This is a genomic window from Pantoea sp. GM01 (genome assembly GCF_000282675.1).
Taxonomy (GTDB): domain Bacteria; phylum Pseudomonadota; class Gammaproteobacteria; order Enterobacterales; family Enterobacteriaceae; genus Pantoea; species Pantoea nemavictus.
The window spans coordinates 1-23220 of the sequence record NZ_AKIU01000058.1 but is presented as its reverse complement, the minus strand read 5'-3'; the positions used below and the strand labels follow the sequence as shown (position 1 = coordinate 23220).

The 23220-nt window shown below is 57.8% G+C and carries 14 protein-coding genes; 3 read left to right on the top strand and 11 right to left on the bottom strand.

Translation table 11 applies throughout. The features are described from left to right. Positions 1 to 481 precede the first annotated feature (481 nt). The 3 genes from mutH to PMI17_RS17285 all read left to right on the top strand — a co-directional run bounded on the left by mutH (position 482) and on the right by PMI17_RS17285 (position 2676). Positions 482 to 1168: a DNA mismatch repair endonuclease MutH gene (mutH, locus tag PMI17_RS17295; RefSeq protein WP_007890931.1), complete on the top strand. Its 687-nt coding sequence runs from the start codon at positions 482 to 484 to the stop codon at positions 1166 to 1168. Between the two features lie 104 nt (positions 1169 to 1272). Beyond that, positions 1273 to 1491, top strand: coding sequence for a YgdI/YgdR family lipoprotein (locus PMI17_RS17290; protein ID WP_007890930.1), 219 nt, complete (start codon positions 1273 to 1275; stop codon positions 1489 to 1491). Positions 1492 to 1635: 144 nt separating this feature from the next. Then, positions 1636 to 2676 carry an NADP(H)-dependent aldo-keto reductase gene (locus PMI17_RS17285; RefSeq protein ID WP_007890927.1) on the top strand — a complete coding sequence of 347 codons (1041 nt, stop codon included), beginning with the start codon at positions 1636 to 1638 and terminating at the stop codon, positions 2674 to 2676. Between the two features lie 81 nt (positions 2677 to 2757). Here PMI17_RS17285 and lplT read toward each other — a convergent pair whose 3' ends face one another. From lplT to PMI17_RS17225, 11 genes are all read right to left on the bottom strand, one after another. Next, entirely contained in the window at positions 2758 to 3948 is a 1191-nt protein-coding gene (gene lplT / locus PMI17_RS17280; RefSeq protein ID WP_007890911.1) for a lysophospholipid transporter LplT, read from the bottom strand. Then, the gene (aas, locus tag PMI17_RS17275) at positions 3945 to 6095 is read right to left on the bottom strand and encodes a bifunctional acyl-ACP--phospholipid O-acyltransferase/long-chain-fatty-acid--ACP ligase (protein WP_007890908.1); all 2151 of its coding nucleotides are present in this window, start codon (positions 6093 to 6095) and stop codon (positions 3945 to 3947) included. The genes lplT and aas overlap by 4 nt, the downstream gene beginning before the upstream one ends. A gap of 169 nt (positions 6096 to 6264) precedes the next feature. Continuing rightward, complete coding sequence (locus tag PMI17_RS17270) at positions 6265 to 6744, bottom strand: type VI secretion system tube protein TssD (protein ID WP_036621632.1); 480 nt, start codon at positions 6742 to 6744, stop codon at positions 6265 to 6267. A 214-nt stretch (positions 6745 to 6958) separates the two neighbouring features. After that, on the bottom strand, positions 6959 to 7633 hold the full coding sequence (locus PMI17_RS17260; protein WP_007890903.1) for a hypothetical protein: 675 nt from the start codon (positions 7631 to 7633) through the stop codon (positions 6959 to 6961). Between the two features lie 277 nt (positions 7634 to 7910). Continuing rightward, positions 7911 to 9314, bottom strand: coding sequence for an efflux transporter outer membrane subunit (locus tag PMI17_RS17255; RefSeq protein WP_007890901.1), 1404 nt, complete (start codon positions 9312 to 9314; stop codon positions 7911 to 7913). Further along, a complete protein-coding gene (locus PMI17_RS17250; RefSeq protein WP_007890899.1) occupies positions 9315 to 12419 on the bottom strand; it encodes an efflux RND transporter permease subunit in 3105 nt (1034 codons plus the stop codon). After that, the gene (locus PMI17_RS17245; RefSeq protein ID WP_007890897.1) at positions 12416 to 15583 is read right to left on the bottom strand and encodes a multidrug efflux RND transporter permease subunit; all 3168 of its coding nucleotides are present in this window, start codon (positions 15581 to 15583) and stop codon (positions 12416 to 12418) included. Before PMI17_RS17245 ends, PMI17_RS17250 begins: the two co-directional genes overlap by 4 nt. Next, positions 15580 to 16821 carry an MdtA/MuxA family multidrug efflux RND transporter periplasmic adaptor subunit gene (locus tag PMI17_RS17240; RefSeq protein WP_007890895.1) on the bottom strand — a complete coding sequence of 414 codons (1242 nt, stop codon included), beginning with the start codon at positions 16819 to 16821 and terminating at the stop codon, positions 15580 to 15582. Before PMI17_RS17240 ends, PMI17_RS17245 begins: the two co-directional genes overlap by 4 nt. 142 nt (positions 16822 to 16963) lie before the next feature. Next, positions 16964 to 18364, bottom strand: a complete 1401-nt coding sequence (locus tag PMI17_RS17235) for an efflux transporter outer membrane subunit (protein ID WP_007890894.1) — start codon at positions 18362 to 18364, stop codon at positions 16964 to 16966. Beyond that, positions 18354 to 21488: an efflux RND transporter permease subunit gene (locus PMI17_RS17230; protein ID WP_007890891.1), complete on the bottom strand. Its 3135-nt coding sequence runs from the start codon at positions 21486 to 21488 to the stop codon at positions 18354 to 18356. The genes PMI17_RS17235 and PMI17_RS17230 overlap by 11 nt, the downstream gene beginning before the upstream one ends. 9 nt (positions 21489 to 21497) lie before the next feature. Next, entirely contained in the window at positions 21498 to 22634 is a 1137-nt protein-coding gene (locus PMI17_RS17225; RefSeq protein ID WP_007890889.1) for an efflux RND transporter periplasmic adaptor subunit, read from the bottom strand. Positions 22635 to 23220: the final 586 nt, after the last annotated feature.

Here is a 23220-nt window from a genome sequence, read left to right as displayed (position 1 = left end):
GTGAATAACCGCTTCGGAAAATTCTCATCATCCAACCTTGAAATAACATTTAAATTGATATTTTTCATTGTGATAAATTCATATCACTATTAAATGGCCATGAGGATCCTGGGTTATGCTTGCGTCTGTTTTTTCGATCGGTCAAAGATCCAGCAGCGACGTTTTTATCCACAGAGAACGCCCTAAACCTGGTCAAAGAAAGGAAAAAAAGCGTTCAAAACGCGAAAGTCAAGGCTGTAAATGGAAACAGGGGTAGCCGTAACAGGGGGTTACCCCATTTTTCTGTGGATAACCTGGTTCAACACCTGTTCATTGTCGATAACAAGCTGGGATAACCTTGCGATAACCGCAGACGCCTGGTGGCTATACAATTAAAAAAGCATGCTGAATCATGCTATTATCAACGTTATTCACTTAACTGCCATGTGGACAAATCCAGGCCGCGTTTACTGTTCACTCTTCGACCAATGTGAGTTTTAACATGCACTCCTCACCCTTATTGTCATCGCCGCCTGAAAACGAAGCGGAATTACTGCAACGTGCCCAGCAGCTGGCAGGTCAGACATTTGCCGCGCTGGCCGCGCAGATCAACCTGCCCATTCCGGCGGATTTGAAGCGCGATAAAGGCTGGGTTGGCATGCTGCTGGAGCTGCATTTAGGTGCCAGCGCCGGCAGCAAAGCCGAGCAGGATTTCGCCCATCTCGGCATTGAATTGAAAACCATCCCGGTGGATGCACAAGGCAAACCGCTGGAGACCACCTTTGTCTGCGTCGCACCATTAACCGGCAATAGCGGCGTCACCTGGGAAACCAGCCATGTGCGTCACAAGCTGGCGCGAGTGCTGTGGATCCCGATTGAAGGCGATCGTGCGCTACCGCTGGCCGAGCGGCGCGTGGGTTCACCGCTGTTGTGGCATCCTAACGAGGAAGAGGAGCAGCAGCTGCGGGAAGACTGGGAAGAGTTAATGGATATGATTGTGCTCGGCCAGGTTGAGCGTATCACCGCCCGTCACGGCGCCTGGCTGCAAATCCGGCCCAAAGCCGCCAACAGCAAAGCCCTGACTGAAGCGATTGGCGAACATGGCGAGCCAATCATGACGCTGCCACGCGGCTTTTATTTGAAGAAAAGCTTCACCGGTCCACTTTTAGCGCGACATTTTTTACTGTAAACGCATATTGCTGCCGATAACTTTAGGAATGATGCGATTACTCCTGGCGATGAAAGCATTTATTACTACACTTTTGCAGTTGAAGTCGCGAGAAGGAGATAAGAATGAAAGGGTTGGTGAGTGCAGTGGGTTTGGCGTTGGTGGCGGTATTGTTGAGCGGTTGCAGCAGTGATTACGTCATGGCGACCAAAGATGGCCGTATGATCATGACGGATGGCAAACCGGCCATCGATAAAGAGACAGGATTGGTACAGTACACCGATGAGAAAGGCCATCAGATGCAGATCAATGGTGACGAGGTCTCAACCATCATTGAGCGTTAAGTGCCAAATTGCCAAGCCTGCACGCGTTTTCCCCTTGTGCAGGCGATTTCCCGAACTTTCCCCCCTTCCTTCCGCGCCGCTTGACACGTTATAGTCCCAAAGGACACAACATTCCCTTTCATAATGAAAAAAGGATGCCGGCAAATGCACTATCACCGTATTCCCCATAGCACGCTGGAAGTGAGTCAGCTGGGGCTTGGAACCATGACGTTTGGTGAGCAGAACAGCGAAGCCGACGCCCACGCACAACTCGATTACGCGGTTAGCAGTGGCATTAACCTGATTGATACCGCGGAAATGTATCCGGTGCCACCGCGCCCGGAAACCCAGGGATTAACCGAACAATATATTGGTAGCTGGCTGAAGAAGCGCGGCAGCCGTGACAAAATTATTCTGGCCAGCAAAGTTGCCGGACCGGTACGCGGCGCGGATGCCTCGATTCGCCCGCATCAGGCGCTGGATCGCAAAAATATCCGTGAAGCGCTGGATGCCAGCCTGAAACGCCTGAATACCGATTATCTCGATCTCTATCAGCTGCACTGGCCGCAGCGTCAGACCAACTATTTCGGCAAGCTGGGTTATCAATATACCGATTCCAGCGTGCCGGTCACGCTGCTGGAGACGCTGGAAGCGCTGACGGAACAAGTGCGCGCCGGTAAGATTCGCTACATTGGCGTGTCGAACGAAACCGCGTGGGGCGTGATGCGCTACCTGCAGCTGGCGGAGAAGCATGAGCTGCCGCGTATCGTCACCATCCAGAACCCGTACAGCCTGCTGAACCGCAGCTTCGAAGTCGGTTTGGCGGAGATCAGCCAGCATGAAGGCGTTGAGCTACTGGCTTATTCGAGCCTGGCGTTTGGTACGCTGAGTGGTAAATACCTGAACGGTGCGAAACCGGCTGGTGCGCGCAATACGCTGTTTAGCCGCTTTACCCGCTACAGCGGCGATCAGTCACAGCAGGCGATTGCCGCATACGTGGCGTTGGCGACCAAGCACAATATGGATCCTTCGCAGATGGCGCTGGCCTACGTGCGTCAGCAGCCGTTTGTTGCCAGCACCCTGTTGGGCGCAACTACGCTGGAGCAGTTGAAGATTAACGTGGAGAGTTTCAATCTGACGCTGAACGCCGAGGTGTTAGAGGAGCTGGAAGCGATTCATCGCCAGTTTACTTATCCTGCCCCTTGAAACCAGGTGCGCATTAATGCGCACCCTACAAATTCTGCCGTAGGGTCGCCATTCATGGCGACCTTTTTAATTACCGCACAATTACCGCCGCGCTTTCCACCACAGCACCGCAATTGCCACGGCGAAAATCGCACCGAATCCCACGCCAGTCGCCACCGCAGGCGCACCCAGCTTAATCGCCACGGTATACAACCCCAGCATCAGCAGCATGGCGCTGTTTTCACCCAGATTCTGCACCGCAATCGCGTTACCGGAACCCACGGACTCTTTGCCGCGCTCCTGCAGCAGCGCATTGAGCGGCACCACGAAGAACCCACCCAGCGCACCAATCAGCATCAGCACCAGATAAGCATTCAGCAAGCTCTGTTGTAACGCGAACACCACCACCATCACGCCAATCAGCACGCCCGCCGGCATGCAGCGACGCACGGTTTGCAGCGTCACCAGTTTTGCTGCCGCAGCCGCGCCAATCACGATGCCAATCGCCACCATCGCATTCAGCGTGGTCGGGGTTTTATTGTCGCTGATGCCAAGCGCCACCGGCACCCACAGCACCAGCAAGAAACGCAGTGTCACACCTGCACCCCAGAACAAGCTGGTGCCGAGCAGCGAGAAACGTGTTTCGCCGTTGCGCCACAGTATTTTGGTCGCCGCCACGAAGCTGCGCAGCATCACGCCAAAATGCCAGCTCTGGCCCGGACGCGCTGCCGTCAGGCGCGGAATAAAGATATTCGCCACCACCGCCATGGCATACGTCATGGCACACACCACCAGCGCGGCGACCAGGTTCCAGTCCGCCAGAATACCGCCCGCCACTGAACCCAGCAGAATCGCCGCAATGGTCGAGCCTTCCATTAAGCCATTGGCTTTCACTAAGCGTTCACCGCGGGTGATTTCGGTCAGAATGCCGTACTTGGCCGGCGAGTAGGACGCCGCGCCAATCCCCACCAGCGTGTAGCCGAGGAACGGATTGAAGCCAAAGCAGATGATCAGCGCGCCCAGCAGCTTGAGGCTGTTGGCGAACATCATTACCCGACCTTTGGCGAAGCTATCTGCCATCTGCCCAACAAAGGGCGCGAGCAGAATGTACGTGGCGACAAACAGCATTTGCAGGATCGGCTGGCTCCAGTCCGGATAGAACTGATTCTTCAGCAGCGCCAGCGTGGCGAACAACAGCGCGTTGTCGCCAAACGCCGAGAAGAACTGCGCCACAATCACCGCCAGCATGTTGCGCGATAACAGCGGTGCATCCTTATTTAACACCTGGCTCATGCTTGTTCCTCTTCCGCCAGCTGCTTCAGGCTGACATAGTCCGGTTTACCGCTGCCCAGCATCGGTAGCTGTTTCATCACGCGGATATCGCGCGGCACCGCCAGCTCCGGCGCACCGATCTCACGCGCCGCGTGCAACAAGGTGTCGCGGCCCAGTTCGCTATCGGTAGTGAACAACACCAACGCTTCACCACGATTACCGTCCGGACGCAGCGATGCGGCATGCTGCTTCTCATGCGAGGCTTTCAGCGCGATTTGCTCAACGATTTCCAGCGATACCATCTCACCGGCAATTTTGGCGAAGCGCTTCGCACGGCCCTGAATCTGGCAGAAACCGCCTTCATCAAAGCTGACGATGTCGCCGGTGTCGTACCAGCCCGCTTCCATTTCGCCTTCGCCGTTATCGGCCACCGGCACTTCCAGCACGCCTGGATTCTCCACGCGCAGATAACCGTTCATCACGTTTGGACCACGCAATTGCAGGCGACCGCCCTGCTCAATGCCCGGTACCGAAATCAGACGCGAATCCATGCCCGGCAGAATACGGCCCACGGTATGATTTTTTGCCGCCATCGGCACGTTAATCGCCACCACCGGCGCGCACTCGGTCACGCCGTAGCCTTCAAGAATGCGAATGCCGTATTTATCCATGTAGATCTGACGCGTCGCTTCCTGCAGCTTCTCCGCCCCGGCCACCACATAGCGCAGCCGCGCAAAATCATACGGGCTGGCGAAACGCGCGTAGTTGCCGAGGAAGGTCGAGGTACCAAACAGCACGGTGCAGTTACGGTCATAAACCAGCTCGGGCACGATGCGGTAATGCAGCGGGCTTGGGTAGAGGAAGACCTGCGCGCCGGTCAGCAGCGGCGTAAACAGGCCAACGGTCAAACCGAAAGCATGGAACAGCGGCAGCGCCGACATAAAACGGTCGCGCGGCGTAAAGTCTGCCACGGTACGAATCTGCTCTACGTTAGCTAGCAGGCTTTTATGTGAATGCACCACGCCTTTGGGATTGCCTTCTGAACCGGAGGTGAACAGCACCATTGCGGCATCTTCCGGCTGCTGTTTGACCTGCGCGCGGCGCGGCATGAGCAGATGCGCCACAATCCACAGTTTGTCTTTCAGCGTGACGGTATCTTTCAGATCTTCCAGGTAAATCCACTGCACTTCTGTCAGGCCCTGCGGCAGATGCCACAAGTTGCCCTTTTCGAGGAACTGGCGCGAGGTGAAGACGGTTTTTACCTGTGAAGCGGTGAGCGCCGCACGCATGCCATTGACGCCCGCGGTGTAGTTGAGCATCGCCGGAACGCGTCCGCGCAGCGATGCACCCAGGATCGCCGCCGCCGTCACCGTGGCGTTCGGCAGCAGCAGGCCCACGTATTCGCCTTGCTGACTATAGCGTTCAAGAATGCGCCCCACGCCGAGCGCTTTCTTCAGTAAACCGGTGTAGCTATCCGGCTTGAAGTTGACGTCTTCGATGCACGGCTTCGTCAGCCCATAACGCTGGCGCGCATCGAGAAACGCCTCGAACAGCGTTTCACGCGGACGCACCGCCATACGCGCTTCCATCATCACATGGTGTAAGTGCTCACCCGCCAACTGACGGCGATCGCGCGCGCGTTTGGCTTCGGGCATCGGGATCACCGTTGCCGGCAGCACCGTCAAGGTGATGCGCGGGAACAGGCGGCGCTTAAACACGCCCGCCAGCCGACCAAACGGCGTATATTCCGCGCCTTCAATACGCATCGGCACCACGGTAGCGCCAGATTTCGCCGCCACAAAACCGGCGCCGCTGTAGATCTTCATCAGCGAGCCGGTCACGGTAATGCGCCCTTCCGGGAAGATCACCACCGGACGCCCTTCATTGATCATCCGCACCAGATGTTTAACCGACATCGGCTTGGTGGGATCGAGCGGCACGAAGTCGATAATTGGCTTCAGCAGGCGCATATACCACTGTTCGCTGATCGACGAGTAGACGGCAAACACCGGTTTGATCGGCAGAAACAGCGCCACCAACACCCCGTCGAGAAACGACATGTGGTTGGGGGTAATCAGCACTTTTTCTTTATGTAATGCCGTGAGATCGCCGCGCAACTCCACACGCCACAGCAGGCGGAACAGGAAACGGAAGAAGGTGAGTAACATGCCAGCTCCTTAGCATTCGCAAAAAATGGCTCTTACGATGCAGGATCTCAGGTTTTTCGACAAGTGGCGCGGTGATTTTCGCGGGGTTTAGACGCTTTTTAAGGGGAATAAATTGCGCCGCTGCGTTATGCGTACATATTGGGTAACGGCGCAGTGGTTCACTTTTATCTCAAGCTATCATTCGCTCATTCCATCCGTCTTTGTACTGAATGTTTCCATCAACGTACTTCCACGTTATCGTTTCATAACGCATTTCGATGTTTTCCATATGTGTGCCTGTGATACCCGTTGGTAGAAGTGATGGCGTAATACTGGTGATTTTTACGTTTTCGAGCAGAATATTAAAATATTCTGCTTCAATCCCCGCCTCTGTGATTCGGTACATTTTTATGGTGGCCGATTTTAGCGTTCGCCCCTGACAAAGCGCTCGAAACAATAGCGGAGTTGTCCGGTCAAATTCTTTTTTAAATACAATGGGGGTATGTACTCTCGTGCCAGTCAATTTCCCATGATAGGCATCTACAGGAATTGTCACGTTATGCGTTAACGTACGCATTTCTATTGAGCCTAAACGCGTCGGCATTAAGCATTCACCGATAATAGGTGAGCCGTTTTCGTCTGTTAACCATAAATGGGCCGGGGTTGACATCATTAAAATCCTTTTAAAATTTAACGGGGTCGATTGAACCAGATGACAAAAGCGAAAGTTAAAACTATGACAATGCCTGTTGCTTGTAGAGCATAAGGCCGAAAATAAGTCACGGCAAAGGCTCCGAATGCAACAATGAAAATAAGTGGAACATACCCCCAGAAAAAGTATGAAGCCTGGGCCTTTATCCATTGCTTTAAGACGTTCAGCATAATTACTTCACCATGTTTATTATGGTGCTAACAACATCGTTATCGAATGCACGAGCTTTCATAAATAGTGGTTCAATAAGAAAATACATCATATCGAGTTTCTGCAGAGACAGCGCGTGATAATACATGGGGGCCAGCAATTGCAGACGCTCTGCACTTTCTGCCGCGTGCTGGACTATGCCGTACAATCCCAGTCCAGTTACAGCAAGCGTGGCTGCTTTACCTGTCCATTTGAAAATCGTAGTGCTGAGACTGGTGCCAAGACAAACTGTCGTCGTTATTCCAATAACAAACGCCTGATTGTTTAAAGCACTGGCTGAAATCACCACGCCAGCCTTTAATAGTTTTGATTTAATGGTTTCGAGCTGGCTACGAGTTTTGAATCTAAAAATATCTTCGAAATAGATATGCAACATTCTGTATATAAGGTCGCGGTGTTTAACAAGCTCTGCGACACCATCAAGAAATCTTAGGTCCTCTTCTTTCAATCGGGCGCAAACATCCTGATAATTATCAGTAAAGCATGATATGTAATACGATAAGCGCGTTGCACCATCACCGATTTTATTGGCCTGCTCAAGAACCTGCATTCTTACACCAGAAAAAGCCTTTTCGAGTTGAAGGGCCATCAACTTATCAGCCTGAATATCCTCGATTATCAATTTACTGTGATACATAGTTAATCCTTGCGGTTAAAAATCATCCTGATGCAAAAAAAATATCATGAGTCCATTCAAACTGTAAGGATAATTTTCGGGACACAGTCCGCACTTTCTAAATAGAGTCGCCATCTGTGGCGTAATGCTTGTCAGTTAAGAGATGAAAACCCTATTACTGAGCGCACACATTGTAGCGGCGCAATTCATTGCGCGATAAATCGCGCCGCTACGGAAGCTGCGGTGATTTGATACGGCGCTGAACCGATCGGCATTACGCCATTCATGGCGACCAGGTTTACTGCGAATCCGCCTGCCAGCCGCCGCCCAGGGCGGCGATCAGCGCCACGCTGCTGACCCACTGGGTGCTCTGCAATGACAGCAAACTCTGCTGCGCGCTCAGGCTGCTGTTCTCGGTGGTGGCGACGTCGAGATAGTCGATCATCCCGGCATCATACTGATTGCGCGTGACCCGCGCCGATTCCTGCGCCGCGTCGGTGGCGCGCTGCTGCGAGGCGATTTCGCCCTGCAGGGTATTTAGCTGCACCAGATAATCTTCCACTTCGCCCATGCCCGTCAGCACCGCCTGGCGATAGCTGGCGACGCTGGCATCATAGGCGGCGCGCGCCTGTTCTACCTTCGACGAGGTAGCCCCGAAATCTAACAGCGTGCCGCTCAGCTCCGGCCCCAATGACCAGACGCGATTGGGCAGCGAGAACAGGCTATTGATCGCCGATGAACTCACGCCGCCGCTGGCGCTCAGCGTCAGATCGGGATAGTAACCGGCAATCGCCACGCCGACCGCCGCATTGGCCGCCGCCACGTTACGTTCGGCGTAGGCGATATCGGGCCGACGCTGCAGCAGCTGCGAGGGCAGGCTATTGGGGATCTCAGGTAACGCGGCATCCAGCTTCGCCACCGGCAGTGAAAAATCAGCCGGTGCGCGGCCCAGCAGCAGCGCAATCGCATGCTCCATCTGCGCGCGCTGCCACTGATAATCCTGCGCCGAAGCGCGAGCGCTCTCCAGCTGCATCTGCGCCTGCGCTAAGGTGGCGCGCGATTCGCTGCCAGCGGCATATTTGTTTTCAATTACCTTCAGATAACGCTGATACGCATCAATGCTGCGCTGATAGAGCGCGATTTTCTCGTCGATGATGCGCAGCTGGAAATAGTCCTGCGCCAGTTCGGACTGCGCGCTCAGGGTGATATTCGCCAGTTCGGCTTTGCTGGCCTCGGCGCTGGCGTTGTTCTCCTCCAGCGTGCGGCGCAGTTTGCCCCACAGATCCAGCTCCCAGCTGGCGCTGAGATCGGCGGCGTGGCTGTTGCTGACGCTGCGTTGTCCGCTGGTGCTGGCGCGGCTGCCGCTGCGCGTGCTGCTGGCATCGTAACCCAGCGACGGCAACAGCGCGGCGCGTGATTGCGCGGTCAGCGCCTGCGCTTCACGGTACTGCGCGGCATAGCTGGCGACGTTCTGATTGGAGATACTGACCTGTTTCAGCAGGCTATCCAGCGTGGCGTCGTGATACACCCGCCACCACTCGCCTTTGCTGGCGGTATCCTGCGGCGTCGCCTGTTGCCAGCCTTTGGCCTCTTTAAAATGGGTCGGCATCGCCATGGTGGGGCGCTGATAATCGGGGCCAACGGCACAACCGGCCAGCAACAGCGCCAGCAGGGCGGGAGTTATTTTCACGGACATTTTCATCTATCGGGATTCCACATGACGCAACCGCAGCCACTGACGCTGCGTGGCACGGCTTAAACGATCGAGCCAGAGATAAACCACCGGCGTAGTAAACAGCGTCAGCAGCTGGCTCAGCGCCAGACCACCGGCAATCGCCATGCCGAGCGGGCTGCGCAAGTCAGCATCACCACCGCTGCCCAGCGCCAGCGGCAGCGCGCCGAAGAAGGCGGCCAGCGTGGTCATCATGATCGGACGGAAGCGCATCAGACAGGCTTGGGTAATCGCCTGCTGCGGCGACATGCCCTGCGTGCGCTCGGCGTGTATGGCAAAGTCGATCATCATAATGGCGTTCTTTTTCACGATACCGATCAGCAGGATGATGCCGATCAGCGCAATCACCGTCAGCTGCGTATTGGTGAGCAGCAGCAGTAACAGCGCCCCAACGCCCGCCGACGGCAGTGTTGAGAGAATGGTAATGGGATGGATATAGCTCTCATACAGCACGCCGAGCACGATATACACCGCCGCCAGCGCCGCGATAATCAGCCACGGCATGGTGGCGGTGAGCTGGGCAAACGCCGCCGCCGTGCCGGCAAAACCGGCCTGAATGGTAGACGGCAAACCGAGCTGCGCCATCGCCTGCTTGATCAGCGCCTGCGCCTGCTCCAGCGATACGCCATCATTAAGGTTGAACGCTACGGTGCTGGTGGCCGATTGGCCCTGATGCGCCACCGACAGCGGCGCGTTGCCGCCTTTAAAGCTGGCGAATGCTGCCAGCGGCACGCGATCGCCGCTGTCGTTAATCACATACAGCTGCTGGAGAATCGCCGGATCGCGCGTGTAACTATCCTGCAGCGACATCACCACGTGATACTGATTGAGGGTGTGATACAGCGTGGCGACCTGGCGCTGGCTGAAGGCGTTGTTCAGCATGGTATCAAGCATCTGCACGTTAACGCCGAGCCGGGTGGCGCGATCGCGATCGATGTTGATCACCACTTCCTGGCCGCCGGTTTGCGCATCGGAATCGACGCTGTTGAGCTGCGGGATGGCTGCCAGCGCCGCCTGCACTTTCGGCGTCCACTCGCGCAGCAGATCGAGATCGTCGGCCTGCAGGCTGTATTGATAGGTAGCGTTGGCGCTGCGCCCGCCGATATGCAGATCCTGCGCCGCCATCAGGAACATCTGCGCCCCGGCGATATGGCTGGTCTTCAGGCTCAGGCGGTTGGCCACTTCGGTGGCGGTGGCATCGCGCCGATCAAAATCCTTCAGCCGCACAAAGAAGTTGGCGCTGTTGCGCGAACCGAACATGCCGCTGCCCATCGACGACATCACGCTCTCCACCGCCGGATCGGACTGGATAATTTTGGTGAACTGCAGCATTTTCGGCTTCATCGCCTGAAAAGAGATGTTCTGATCGGCCCGCAGCGCGCCCATCAGCAGGCCAGTATCCTGATTGGGGAAGAAGCCTTTTTGTACCACCGAGAACAGGAACAGATTGAGTAATACGGTCAGCACCAGGCTGAACAGGGTCAGCTTTTGGTGCGCCATCACCCAGGTTAATCCGCGCGAGTAGGCCGCCAGCAACCCATTGAGCTGGTTTTCGATAAACTGATACAGCGGATGCGGCCGCTGAGTGACTTTCGCTTTTGGCTTGAGTAAGCGCGCGCACAGCATCGGCGTCAGGCTCAGCGACACAAACATCGAGATCAGCAGCGACACCGTCAGCGTCACGGCAAACTCGCGGAACAGGCGGCCGACGATGCTGCCCATCAGCAGAATCGGGATGAACACCGCAATCAATGACATGGTCATCGACAGCACGGTAAAGCTCACTTCCTGCGCGCCACGCAGCGCCGCACGCAGTGGGCTAAGTCCCTCTTCGATATGGCGCGTAATGTTCTCCAGCACCACAATCGCATCGTCGACGACAAAACCGGTGGCGATAATCAGCGCCATCAGCGACAGGTTATCGAGGCTGTAACCAAGCAAATACATCACCGCGCAGGTGCCAATCAGCGACACCGGCAGCGCCAGCGCCGGAATCACCACCGCCTGTACGTTGCGCAGGAAGACAAACACCACGGCGATCACCAGCAGCATCGCCACCAGCAGCGTCTCTTCGGTGTCGTACAGCGAGGCGCGCACCGTCGGTGAACGGTCAACCACCACTTTCAGCTGGGTATCGGCGGGCAGATCTCTCTCCAGCGCTGGCAGCTGCGCTTTGATGGCATCAATAGTGTCGAGCATATTGGCACCGGCCTGGCGCTTGATGCCCACCATCACCGATGGCATCGAATCCAGGAAACCGGCCTGATACTGGTCTTCCACCGAATCGTAAACCGTGGCGACGTCGTGCAGGCGCACCGCTTTGCCGTCCTGATAGCTAACGATCAGATCCTGATACTGCGCGGCTTTGTCCAGCTGGCCGTTGCTGTCCACCACCCAGGATTGGCTGCTGCCCTGCAAAATGCCCTTCGGCTTATTAGTGGTGCCGTTGGCGATGGCGCTGCGCACCGTGTCGAGCGAAATGCCGTACTGCGTTAGCTTCAGCGGCTGCAGGTCGATGCGCACCGCCGGCAAGGCGCTGCCCATCAGCGACACTTCGCCCACGCCTTTTACCTGGCCCATCGCCTGCTCAATTTTGCTTTCGGCGAGATCGTAGAGTTCGCCCGGCGTGCGCGTGGCGGAAGTTAGCGCCAGCATCACAATCGGTGCATCCGATGGGTTAGCTTTGCGGTAGGTCGGCAGCGACTCCATGGCGCTCGGCAGCAGGCTGCGCGCGGCGTTGATCGCCGCCTGCACGTCACGCGCCGCGCCGTTGATGTCGCGATCGAGATCAAACTGCAAAATCACGCTGGTCGATCCCTGCGAGCTGCTAGAGGTCATTTCGCTAACGCCAGCAATTTGCCCAAGCGAACGCTCCAGCGGCGTCGCCACGGTCGCCGCCATGGTTTCCGGGCTGGCACCGGCTAAGCTGGCGCTCACCATAATGGTGGGGAAATCCACCTGCGGCAGCGGCGCCACCGGCAATAGCCGATAGCCCAGCGCCCCGAGCAGCAGGATCGCCAGCGTCAGCAGCAGCGTGGCAACCGGACGGAAGATAAACAGCCGGGTTAAGTTCATCGATCGCCCCGCGCCTGTTGCTGCTTGCGCTGCATATAGCGCTTGCCGCGCTGCGCGATGCCATCAAACCACAGGTAGATCACCGGCGTGGAGAACAGCGTCAGCACCTGGCTGACAATCAGGCCGCCGACAATTACCAACCCGAGCGGCTGGCGCAGTTCGGCACCGGAACCGGACGCCAGCATCAGCGGCAGCGCGCCGAGCAGCGCCGCCATGGTGGTCATCAGAATCGGGCGGAAGCGCAGCAAACAGGCCTGATGAATCGCCTCGCGCGCGCTCATGTGCTGCTTGTTCTCCGCTTCAAGCGCGAAGTCGATCATCATAATCGCGTTCTTTTTGACGATGCCGATCAGCAGGATCACGCCAATCAGCGCGATCAGGCTGAACTCGCTGCCCGCTAGCAAGAGCGTCAGCAAGGCGCCAACCGCCGCCGACGGCAGCGTCGAGAGAATGGTCACCGGATGGATAAAGCTCTCATACAGAATGCCGAGCACTACGTACATGGTGATCAGCGCCGCCAGAATCAGCCACAGCGTGTTGCCGGTGGCGCTCTGGAACGCCGAGGTTTCGCCCTGATAACGCAGGGTGATGCTCGACGGCAGATTCAGCTGCTGCGTCACCTCGGCAATCGCCTTCTGCCCATCCTCCAGCGAATAGCCGCTGTTGAGGTTGAACGACACCATCACCGCCGGGAACTGATTCAGCCGCATGTGCATCAGCGAGCCGGTGCGCTGGTGAATGGTGGCGATCGACGTCAGTTTCACCATGCCGGTCGTTGTGCTGGTCTCATCCGACGACGACGTGCTGCTGTCGTCGCTGGATGAGCTGGTGCTGCTGGTCACTGGCAAATAGACATCATCAAATGACGCTGGAGATTGCTGGTACTGCGGCGCCACTTCCAACACCACGCGATACTGATTGGCCTGGGTAAAGATGGTGGAGACCAGCCGCTGGCCGAAACTGTTATACAGCGCGGTGTCGACATCGGCGGCGGTAATGCCGTAGCGCGCCGCCTTATCACGGTTCAATTCCACGTAGGCCACGCGGCCCTGATCCTGCAGATTGCTTACCACGCCGTTAAACTCCGGACGCTGCTGCAACGCGGCGACCATTTTCGGCGTCCAGCTCACCAGGTTTTCGCTGTCGGCATCATCGAGTGTGAACTGATACTGGCTCGGCGAGACCTGATCGTTAACGGTTAAATCCTGCGCCGGTTGCAGATAGAGTTGAATACCCGCCACCTGCGCCGCCGCTTGCTGCAGCTGGGTGATCACCACGTCGGCTTTATCAGCGCGATCGTCAAACGACTTGAGGTTGATCTGGATGCGCCCGCTGTTCAGGCTGGTGTTGCTGCCGTCGATGCCGATGGTCGATGACAAACTCTCCACCGACGGGTTTTGCAGAATCACTTTCGCCAATGCCTGCTGGCGCTTCGACATCTCGCTAAACGACACATCCTGCGACGCCACGGTAACGCCCTGAATCAGGCCGGTGTCCTGAGTCGGGAAGAAGCCTTTCGGGATGGCGATATACAGCAGCGCGGTGAGCGCAAAGGTCGCCAGCGCCACCAGCAGCGTCAGTTTTTGATGATTCAGCACCACCGTCAGCAGGTGGTCGTAACCGCGCACCAGCTTGTCGAACAGCTCGCCGCCTTTGCGCGAAAAGCGCGACTGTTTCTCCGGCGGAATGTGCTGCAAAAGATAAGCGCACAGCATCGGCGTGAGCGTCAGTGAGACCACCATCGACACCAGAATCGACACCGCCAGCGTGATGGCGAATTCGCGGAACAGCCGTCCGACCACATCGCCCATAAATAGCAGCGGGATCAGCACCGCAATCAGCGAGAAGGTCAGCGAAATAATGGTGAAGCCAATCTGCTGCGAGCCTTTCAGCGCCGCCTGCATCGGCGTTTCGCCCTCCTCCAGCCGCCGCGAAATGTTCTCCACCACCACAATCGCATCGTCGATAACGAAGCCGGTGGCAATGGTCAGCGCCATCAACGACAGGTTATTCAGGCTGAAGTCGGCCAGATACATCACGCCGAAGGTGCCAATCAGCGACAGCGGCACCGCCACGCTCGGAATCAGCGTCGCCGCCACGTTGCGCAGGAACAGGAACGTCACCATTACCACCAGCGCCACCGACAGCATCAGCTCAAATTGCACGTCGCTGATCGAGGCGCGAATGGTTTGCGTGCGATCGGACAGAATGCTCATCTTCACGCCGTCCGGCAGCGCCGCCTGCAGCTTCGGCAGTTGCGCTTTGATGCTGTCGACCACCTGAATCACGTTGGCGCCGGGCTGGCGTTGCACGCTGACCACAATCGCCGGGCTGTTATTCGCCCACGCCGACTGGAAGCTGTTCTCCGGCCCTTGTTCGATATGCGCGATATCTTTCAGCCGCAGCGCCGCGCCGTTTTGATAGGTGATGATCAGATTGCCGTACTCATCGGCGGTGCGCAGCTGGTCGTTGGCGTCGATGGTCACCGAGTGATATTTGCCGTCGAAGCCACCTTTCGAGCCGTTAACGTTGCTGTTGCTGATAAGCGTATTGACGTCTTCCAGCGACAGCTTATGCGCCGCCAGCGCTTTCGGATCCATCTGCACGCGAATCGCTGGCTGATGGCCGCCCGCCAGCGTCACCATGCCGACGCCGTTAATCTGCGACAGCTTGAGCGCCACGCGCGTGTTGACCAGATCCTGCACCTGGGTCAGCGGCAGCGTGTCGGAGCTTACCGCCAGGGTGATCACCGCGGTATCGGCCGGGTTCACCTTTTTATAGGTCGGCGGATTCGGCAGATCGCTCGGCAGCAGGTTATTGGCCGCGTTGATTGCCGCCTGCACTTCCTGCTCGGCGACATCCAGCGACAGATCGAGACTGAACTTCAGCGTGATGATTGACGAGCCGCTCGAGCTGGTCGAGGTCATCTGGCTCAATCCGGCCATCTGCCCCAGCTGGCGCTCCAGCGGCGAGGTGACCGATGACGCCATCACATCCGGGCTGGCGCCGGGATAGAGCGTGGTGACCTGAATAGTCGGGTAATCCACCTGCGGCAGCGCCGAAGTCGAGAGAAAGCGATAGGAGAAAATCCCGGCGATCAGCACGCCGACCATCAGCAGGATGGTGGCGACCGGACGCTGGATAAATAGGCGCGACGGATTCATTGGCTTGCCGCGCTCGCGCCGGTTTTGCTCTCATCGGCCAGCTGCACTTTGCTGCCGTTGGTCAGACGATCAATGCCCTCGGTCACCAGACGATCGCCCGGTTCCACGCCTTTAAGGATCGCCTGCTGATCGTCACCGAACGTTGGCCCGGTGGTGACGGCTTTACGCGTCACGGTGTTGTCTTTATTAATCACAAACACAAAGCTGCCGTCGCTGCTCAACTGCAGCGCCTGCGCCGGAATCACCGTGGCATTTTTCAGGATGCTGGTTTGCAAACGCAGGTTCACAAACTGGTTGGCGAACAGCGCTTCATCTTCGTTCGGGAAGGTGGCTTTGAGCGCGATGGTGCCGGTTGCGGTATCAATCTGGTTGCTGATGAACTGCACCTCGCCCTGCGCCAGCGGGGTGCTGTTGTCCTGATCGAAGGCGGTGGCCGATAAGCTTTGTCCGCCGTGCAGCGCTTGGGTCAGCTGCGGGATGTTGCTCTGCGGCACGCTGAAGGTGACGGCGGCGGGCTGCATCTGCGTCACCACCACAATGCCGGTGGTATCGCTGGTTTGCACCATGTTGCCGGGATCGACCAGGCGCAAACCGACGCGTCCGCTAATCGGCGAGGTGATGCGCGCGTATTCGATATCCAGCTTGGCACTGGCGATCTGCGCTTCATCGGCGGCCACCGCACCTTTATATTGCCCCACGGTGGCGGTTTGCGTGTCGAGATCCTGACGCGACAGCGAATCCTGCGCCGCCAGTTTCTGATAACGCACCAGCGTTAACTGCGCGCTTTTCAGCAACGCCTGGTTCTGATTGAGATCGCCCTGATACTGCGCCAGCGTCGCCTGATAGCTGCGCGGATCGATCTGCGCCAGCAGCTGACCGGCGCTGACTTTCTGCCCTTCGGTGAAGAACACTTTTTCCAGCTGACCGGCCACGCGGCTGGTCACCGTGACGCTGGCGTTGGGGATCACCGTGCCGAGCGCATTCAGATATTGCGGCACATCCGCCGTGCTGGCCACGCCGCTGTGCACCAGCGTCGCGCCGCCCATCATAGCCATGCCCGGCGGGCCGCCCGCGCCCGCGCGATGTCCACCGCGCGCGCCCTTCTCTGCGCCGGGCGGCATGCCGCCGTGCCCGCCAACCACGCGCCAGATCACGCCCGCTACCAGTAACAGCACAAGCAAAAGAAGCAGCCATTTCAGCCAGCGGAAAGAGGAGGAGCGGGAAGCGTTGTTTGTCATCAGAGTCTTCAGGTTAACAAGGAAACGGAAAATCCCCTGTAAAACAGGGGATTATTTCATTGGGAAATCATCACTGCGCGCATTATCGGCTGAATGCCCGCGCGAATTCCATACGCGAACCGTAAGGGTTTCGTTAAGAGATTCAGGATTGCCAGCCGCCGCCCAGCGCCTTGTACAAGGTGATTTTCTGGCTGAGCTGGCCGAGATGCGCGCCGATCAGTGACTGCTGCGAACTGTAAAGCGAACGCTGGGCCACTAACACATTGAGATAATTGTCGACGCCCTGCTTAAAGCGCAATTCGGAATAGTCGTAGTCGCGCTGATTGGCACCAACCTCCTGCTGCAGCGCCGTCAGCTGATCCTGCCAGGTATCTTGCCCGGCCAGCGCATCATTCACCTCTTTAAACGCGGTCTGGATCGCCTTCTCATAGTCAGCAATTTCAATGCGTTTCTCGATATGCGCGATGTTGAGGTTAGCGGTATTTTTACCGCCGTCAAAAATCGGCAGGTTAATCGACGGCATAAACGACCACGCGCCGGTGCCGCCGCCCAGCAAACTGCCGAGCGAGCTGCTGGTGGATCCGCCGGACGCCGTCAGCGTGATGCTAGGGAAGAAGGCGGCCCGCGCCGCGCCGATATTGGCGTTGGCCGCTTTCAGCGTATGCTCAGCGGCCATGATATCCGGACGACGCGTCAGCAGATCTGACGGCAATCCGGCGGGCGTGGCCGGGAACTGCCAGTGGGCATCGAGCGTGGCGTGTGACAGCAGCGTGGCGGGCAGATCGGTGCCGACCAGCAGGCGCAGCGCATCAACATCCTGCCGCACCTGGCGCGTGTAGCTCGCCACGTCTGCCTGCGCCGTGCGCACCGTGCTCTCGGCCTGCGCCAGATCCATCGCGCTGCTGGCGCCGCCGTTATAGCTGAGTTGGGTGATGCGATACGACTCCTGCTGGCTTTGCGCAGTACGTTGCGCCAGATGCAGCAGATCGTTATCCGAGCTCAGCGTCAGCCACGCCGTCGCCACTTCCGAAATCAGTGAAATGCGCGTGGCGCGTTCGGTGGCGGCGCTCGACAGGTAGGTTTCCTGCGCCTGATCGCTCAGACTCTGCAGGCGGCCAAAGAAGTCCAGCTCCCATGAGGTGACGTTCAAACCGCTGTTAAGTTCATGATAGGTCACCGCGCCGGTGCTTTTGGTGTTGTAGAGATTGGCCGGTTCATGCGCCGACGTCTGGCTGGCGCTGGCGCTGATTGACGGCATCATCGCCGCGCGCTGCACCGTCACGCCCTGCTGCGCCTCTTCGACATTCAGCGCCGCCACGCGCAGGTCGCGGTTGTTGTCGAGCGACAGCTGAATCAGGTTGCGCAGCGTGGCATCGGTGAAGAAGTTCTGCCACGGCAGATCGGCGACGTTGCCGACCGGCGTTGGCTGGTCGTATTTGGCGTCCACCGGCATTGCCGGACGCTGATAGTGCGGCGCCAGCGTACAACCGGCCAGCACCAACGCCAGCGGCAACAGCGCGCGCTTAAAAGTTTTACTGCTCATGGTTAATCACCTCTGTGGATGTTTTTTTCTTGCGCGCAAACAGCTGTGAAACCACCACGTAAAACATCGGCACAAAGAAGATGGCGAGGAAGGTGGCGGTGATCATGCCGCCCGCCACTGCGGTGCCGATCGAGTGCTGGCTGCCCGCGCCTGCGCCGTTAGAAATGGTGAGTGGCAGCACGCCGAGGATAAACGCCATCGAAGTCATGATGATTGGCCGGATACGCAGCCGCGCCGCTTCTACCGCCGCTTCCACCAGCGTTTTGCCTTCGCGCTCATGCAGCTCTTTGGCGAACTCGACGATCAGGATGGCGTTTTTCGCCGCCAGCCCCACCGTGGTTAGCAAGCCCACCTGGAAGAACACATCATTCTGCAAACCGCGCAGCAGCACCGCGCTGATGGTGCCGAGGATGCCGAGCGGCACCACCATGATCACCGAGAACGGAATCGACCAGCTCTCGTACAGCGCTGCCAAACACAGGAACACCACCACAATCGAAATCAGATAGAGCTGGGTGGTTTGGCTACCGGACGCCTGCTCCTCATAGGAAATGCCGTACCACTGCACGCGGAAACCGTGCGGCAGCTGTTTCGCCAGCTGTTCTACCGCTTTCATGGCTTCGCCGGTACTTTGGCCCGGCGCAGGTGACCCAAGGATCTCCTCGGCGGTTAAGCCGTTAAAGCGTTCGAAGTGTGGCGATCCGTACACCCATTTGCCCGAGGCAAAGGCGGAGAATGGCACCATGCTGCCGCTGCTGTTGCGGAAGTACCATTTATCCAGATCCGATGGCGTAACGCGTGAATCCGCTTTGCCCATCAGATACACCTCTTTCACGCGGCCGTTATACATGAACTGATCGATGTAGCTGGAGCCCCACGCCACCGACAAGGTGTTGTTGATATCGGTCATGCTCAGGCCGAGCGCGCTGGCCTTCTCGTCATTGATCTCCAGCTGATACTGCGGTTCATCCTCCAGCCCGTTGAGGCGCACCTGCGCCAGATGCGGATCGTTGTTCGCCAGCGTAATCAGCTGATGCGTGGCATCCATCATCTGCTGATGCGTGTGCGCGCCGGTATCCTGCAGATAGAGATCGAAACCGGTGGCGTTGCCCAGCTCCATTACCGCTGGCGGCACCATGGCGAAGATTTTGGCGTTCTGATAGTTGGCGAAGTGCGCCATCACGCGGTTGGCGAGATCCTGCACGCTTTGCCCGCTGTGGGTACGATCGCCCCAATCTTTCAAACGCACAAAGGCCATGGCGTTGCTCTGGCCGCGACCGGCAAAGTTAAAGCCCGCCACGCCAAAGGTGGTGGTGACCACCGAGGCTTCGTTCTGTTCCAGATAGGCGTTGAGATCGTTAATCACCTGCTGGGTACGCTGTGACGAGGCGTTCACCGGCAGCGTCATCTGCACCATCATCAGGCCCTGATCTTCAGCCGGTAGAAAGGTGGTGGGCACGCGGGTGAACAAAAAGCCCGTCACGCCGACGATAGCCAGATAGATCACCAGAAACAGGCCGCGACGGGAGATCACTTTGCTGACGCCGTTGGTGTAGTGCATCGCGCCGCTATCAAACTTGCGGTTGAACCAGCCGGCGAAGCCGGTGGTTTTGTGCTCCGCCGCCGCCGGTTTCAGCAGGGTGGCGCACAGCGCCGGGGTGAAGATCAGTGCCATGATCACCGACAGCGCCATCGCCGAGACGATAGTGATGGAGAACTGGCGATAGATCACGCCGGTCGATCCGGAGAAGAACGCCATCGGCAGCAGCACCGCCGACAGCACCAGCGCAATACCAAACAGCGCGCCCTGAATCTGCTGCATCGATTTGATGGTGGCGGCTTTAGGGTCGAGCTGCTCTTCGTGCATTACGCGCTCGACGTTCTCCACCACCACAATCGCATCATCCACCAACAGCCCGATGGCCAGCACCATGCCGAACATGGTTAAGGTGTTAATGCTGTAACCAAACGCCGACAAAATGCCGAAAGTACCCAACAGCACTACCGGCACCACCAGCGTGGTGATCAGCGTGGCGCGCAGGTTTTGCAGGAAGATCAGCATCACGAAGAACACTAAAACTACCGCTTCGATCAGCGTTTTTACCACCTCTTCAATCGAGGCGCTGACCACCGGCGAGGTGTCGTATGGGTACTGAATCTCGACGTTATCCGGCAGCGACGCTTTTAAGTCGGCGATGGTTTGGCGCACCGCTTTGGCGGTATCCAGCTCGTTAGCACCGGTCGCCAGACGCAGCGCGATACCGGCGGCGGGCTTGCCGTTCAGGGTGGCATCAATACCGTAGCTCTGCGGCCCCAGCGCTACGCTGGCCACATCTTTCAGCCGCACCTGCGAGCCATCGCTGTTCACTTTCAGCAGCACATTCTCAAACTGCTGCACGGTAGTGAAACGGGTTTTGCCGAGAATCGTCGCCTCGGTTTTCGCTCCCTGAATGGTCGGCAAACCGCCGAGCGAACCGGACGACACCTGCACGTTCTGGTTATCAATCGCGGTAGTGACATCGCTGGGGATCAGGTTGTATTTGTACAGTTTGGCCGGATCGAGCCAGATGCGCATCGCGTACTCCGATCCCAGCACCATAAAGTCACCAACGCCCGGCGTGCGCGAGATCGGATCTTCCAGCTTCGACACCAGCATGTCGGCGAGATCGCCGTTGGTCAGCTTGCCGTCTTTAGAGATCAGCCCGATCACCATCATGAAGTTTTTCTGGTACTTACGGATGCGAATCCCTTGCTGCGTCACGTCGGTGGGCAGCTGCGACTCCGCCAGCGACACGCGATCCTGCACCTGTACCTGGGCGATATCCGGATTGATGCCCTGATTAAAGGTGGCGATGATCTGCGCGCTGCCGTCCGAGGCGCTGCTTGATTCCAGATAGCGCAAACCATCCAGACCATTGAGCTGCTGCTCAATCACCTGCACCACGGTGTTTTGCGTGGTTTCGGCGCTGGCCCCCGGATAGGTCACCGAAATTGAGACCGCAGGCGCGGAGATGTTGGGATATTGATTGACCGGCAGGCTGATGGCAGCAATGGCGCCGACCAGCATCACGATAATCGCGATAACCCAGGCAAAGATCGGACGTTCAATAAAAAACTTCGACATGCCGCCCCCTTATTGCGCTGCTGCGTCAGTCATCGACAGACTGACCGCATTGGCGGATGGCGTGTCGTTGGTGTTGGCGGCGGCGGTGGTGACTTTCACCCCGTTGCGCACGCTTTGCAGGTTATTCACCACCACGTTTTCCCCCTGCTGCAGGCCCGACGTCACCAGCCATTCTCCTTTGATCATCTCGCCGGTGTGAATGCTGCGCTGCTCGATGGTGTTGTCGCCTTTCACCACGAAGACATACGGCTGGCCTTTGCTGTCATGCATGATCGCTTCCTGCGGCAGCAATATGCCCTGCTGCTGAATGCCCTGCGGGAAGCTGGCGTGCACGTACATGCCGGGCAGCAGTTCGTTGTGCGCGTTGGGGAACACCGCGCGCAGCACCACGGTGCCGGTGGCGGTATCGACGTTCACTTCTGAAAACGCCAGCTTGCCCTGCTCGCCGTACTGGCTGTTGTCTTCCAGCGTTAAGCCGACCGCGGCGGTGTTGTCATCCACTTTGGCAATTTTGCCGTCGGCCAGCGCGCGGCGCAGACGCAGCAGATCGGTCGCCGATTCGCTGACATCGACGTAGATCGGATCGAGCTGGGTGATGGTGGCGAGATAGTCGGTTTGCCCGTTGGTGACCAGCGCACCGGCGGTATACAGCGAACGGCTGATGTGGCCGGCAATCGGCGCTTTCACCAGCGTGTAATCGAGATTGACCTTAGCGGTTTCCACATCGGCCTGCGCTTCGCGCGCGGCGGCCACCGCATCGTCGTAAGTTTGCTGGCTGATGGCGTGCGCGCTGGCCAGCGGCTGATAGCGTTTCACCACCATCGCATCGTTTTGCCAGGTTGCCATCGCTTTGTCGTAGGCCGCTTGGTAGGTGGCGGGATCGATCTGATACAGCGGCTGACCGGCTTTCACTTCGCCGCCTTCGGTGAACAGGATTTTCTCAATCACGCCGCTGACCTGCGGACGCACCTGCGCGGTACGCACCGCCGTGGTTCGGCCCGGCAGCTGGGTGACAAGCGTAACGGGTTGCGCTTTCAGGTTCACAACACCAACCTGCGGCGTTGCGGGTGCGGCGGGCTTGGCTCCGCCCTGGTCACAGGCTGCCAGTAAAAACACCGCGCTGGCAGAAAGAAGTTTCAGGCGCATAGTTATTCTCTAAAAGATAGGAGGTGAATAGTCACGAAGGGAATGACTCTGGAGGGTCATTGTAGGGAGGCGGGAAACGCGCGGTTGTTAAGGTTGCGTAAAATATATTTTCCAAAGGAAAATGGTAAACCTTTCGTGCCATAAATCGTTGGAATTTTTAGCGTTTTGTGGGTTTCAAATCGTACGACCATCATCACATCCGGACTCACCGGTTTTGTATTACGACCATCATCACATCCGGACTCACCGGTTTTGTATTACGACAATCATCACATCCGAACTCACCGGTTTTGTAGGGGCGCCATTAATGGCGACCGGCAAACTGCTCGGTGCGACTTTCGTTCGCCATCGGCGGAGGCGGGCCTGCAATTTTGCATGTGCTCGCTATCCCCCATCCCGGCCTTCCCCCGCCAGCGGGGGAAGGAGACGCTGCCACATGCCGCTCCCCAACGCACATCTGGCAGCTTCTTCCTCCCCCATTTATGGGGGAGGACCGAGGAGGGGGACAGCGAGCACCAGATTTACCCCCTTCAGGAGCAGACGTTTCTCATACGTCCTTTGCATCGTTTTTAGGCATTCTCCTAAT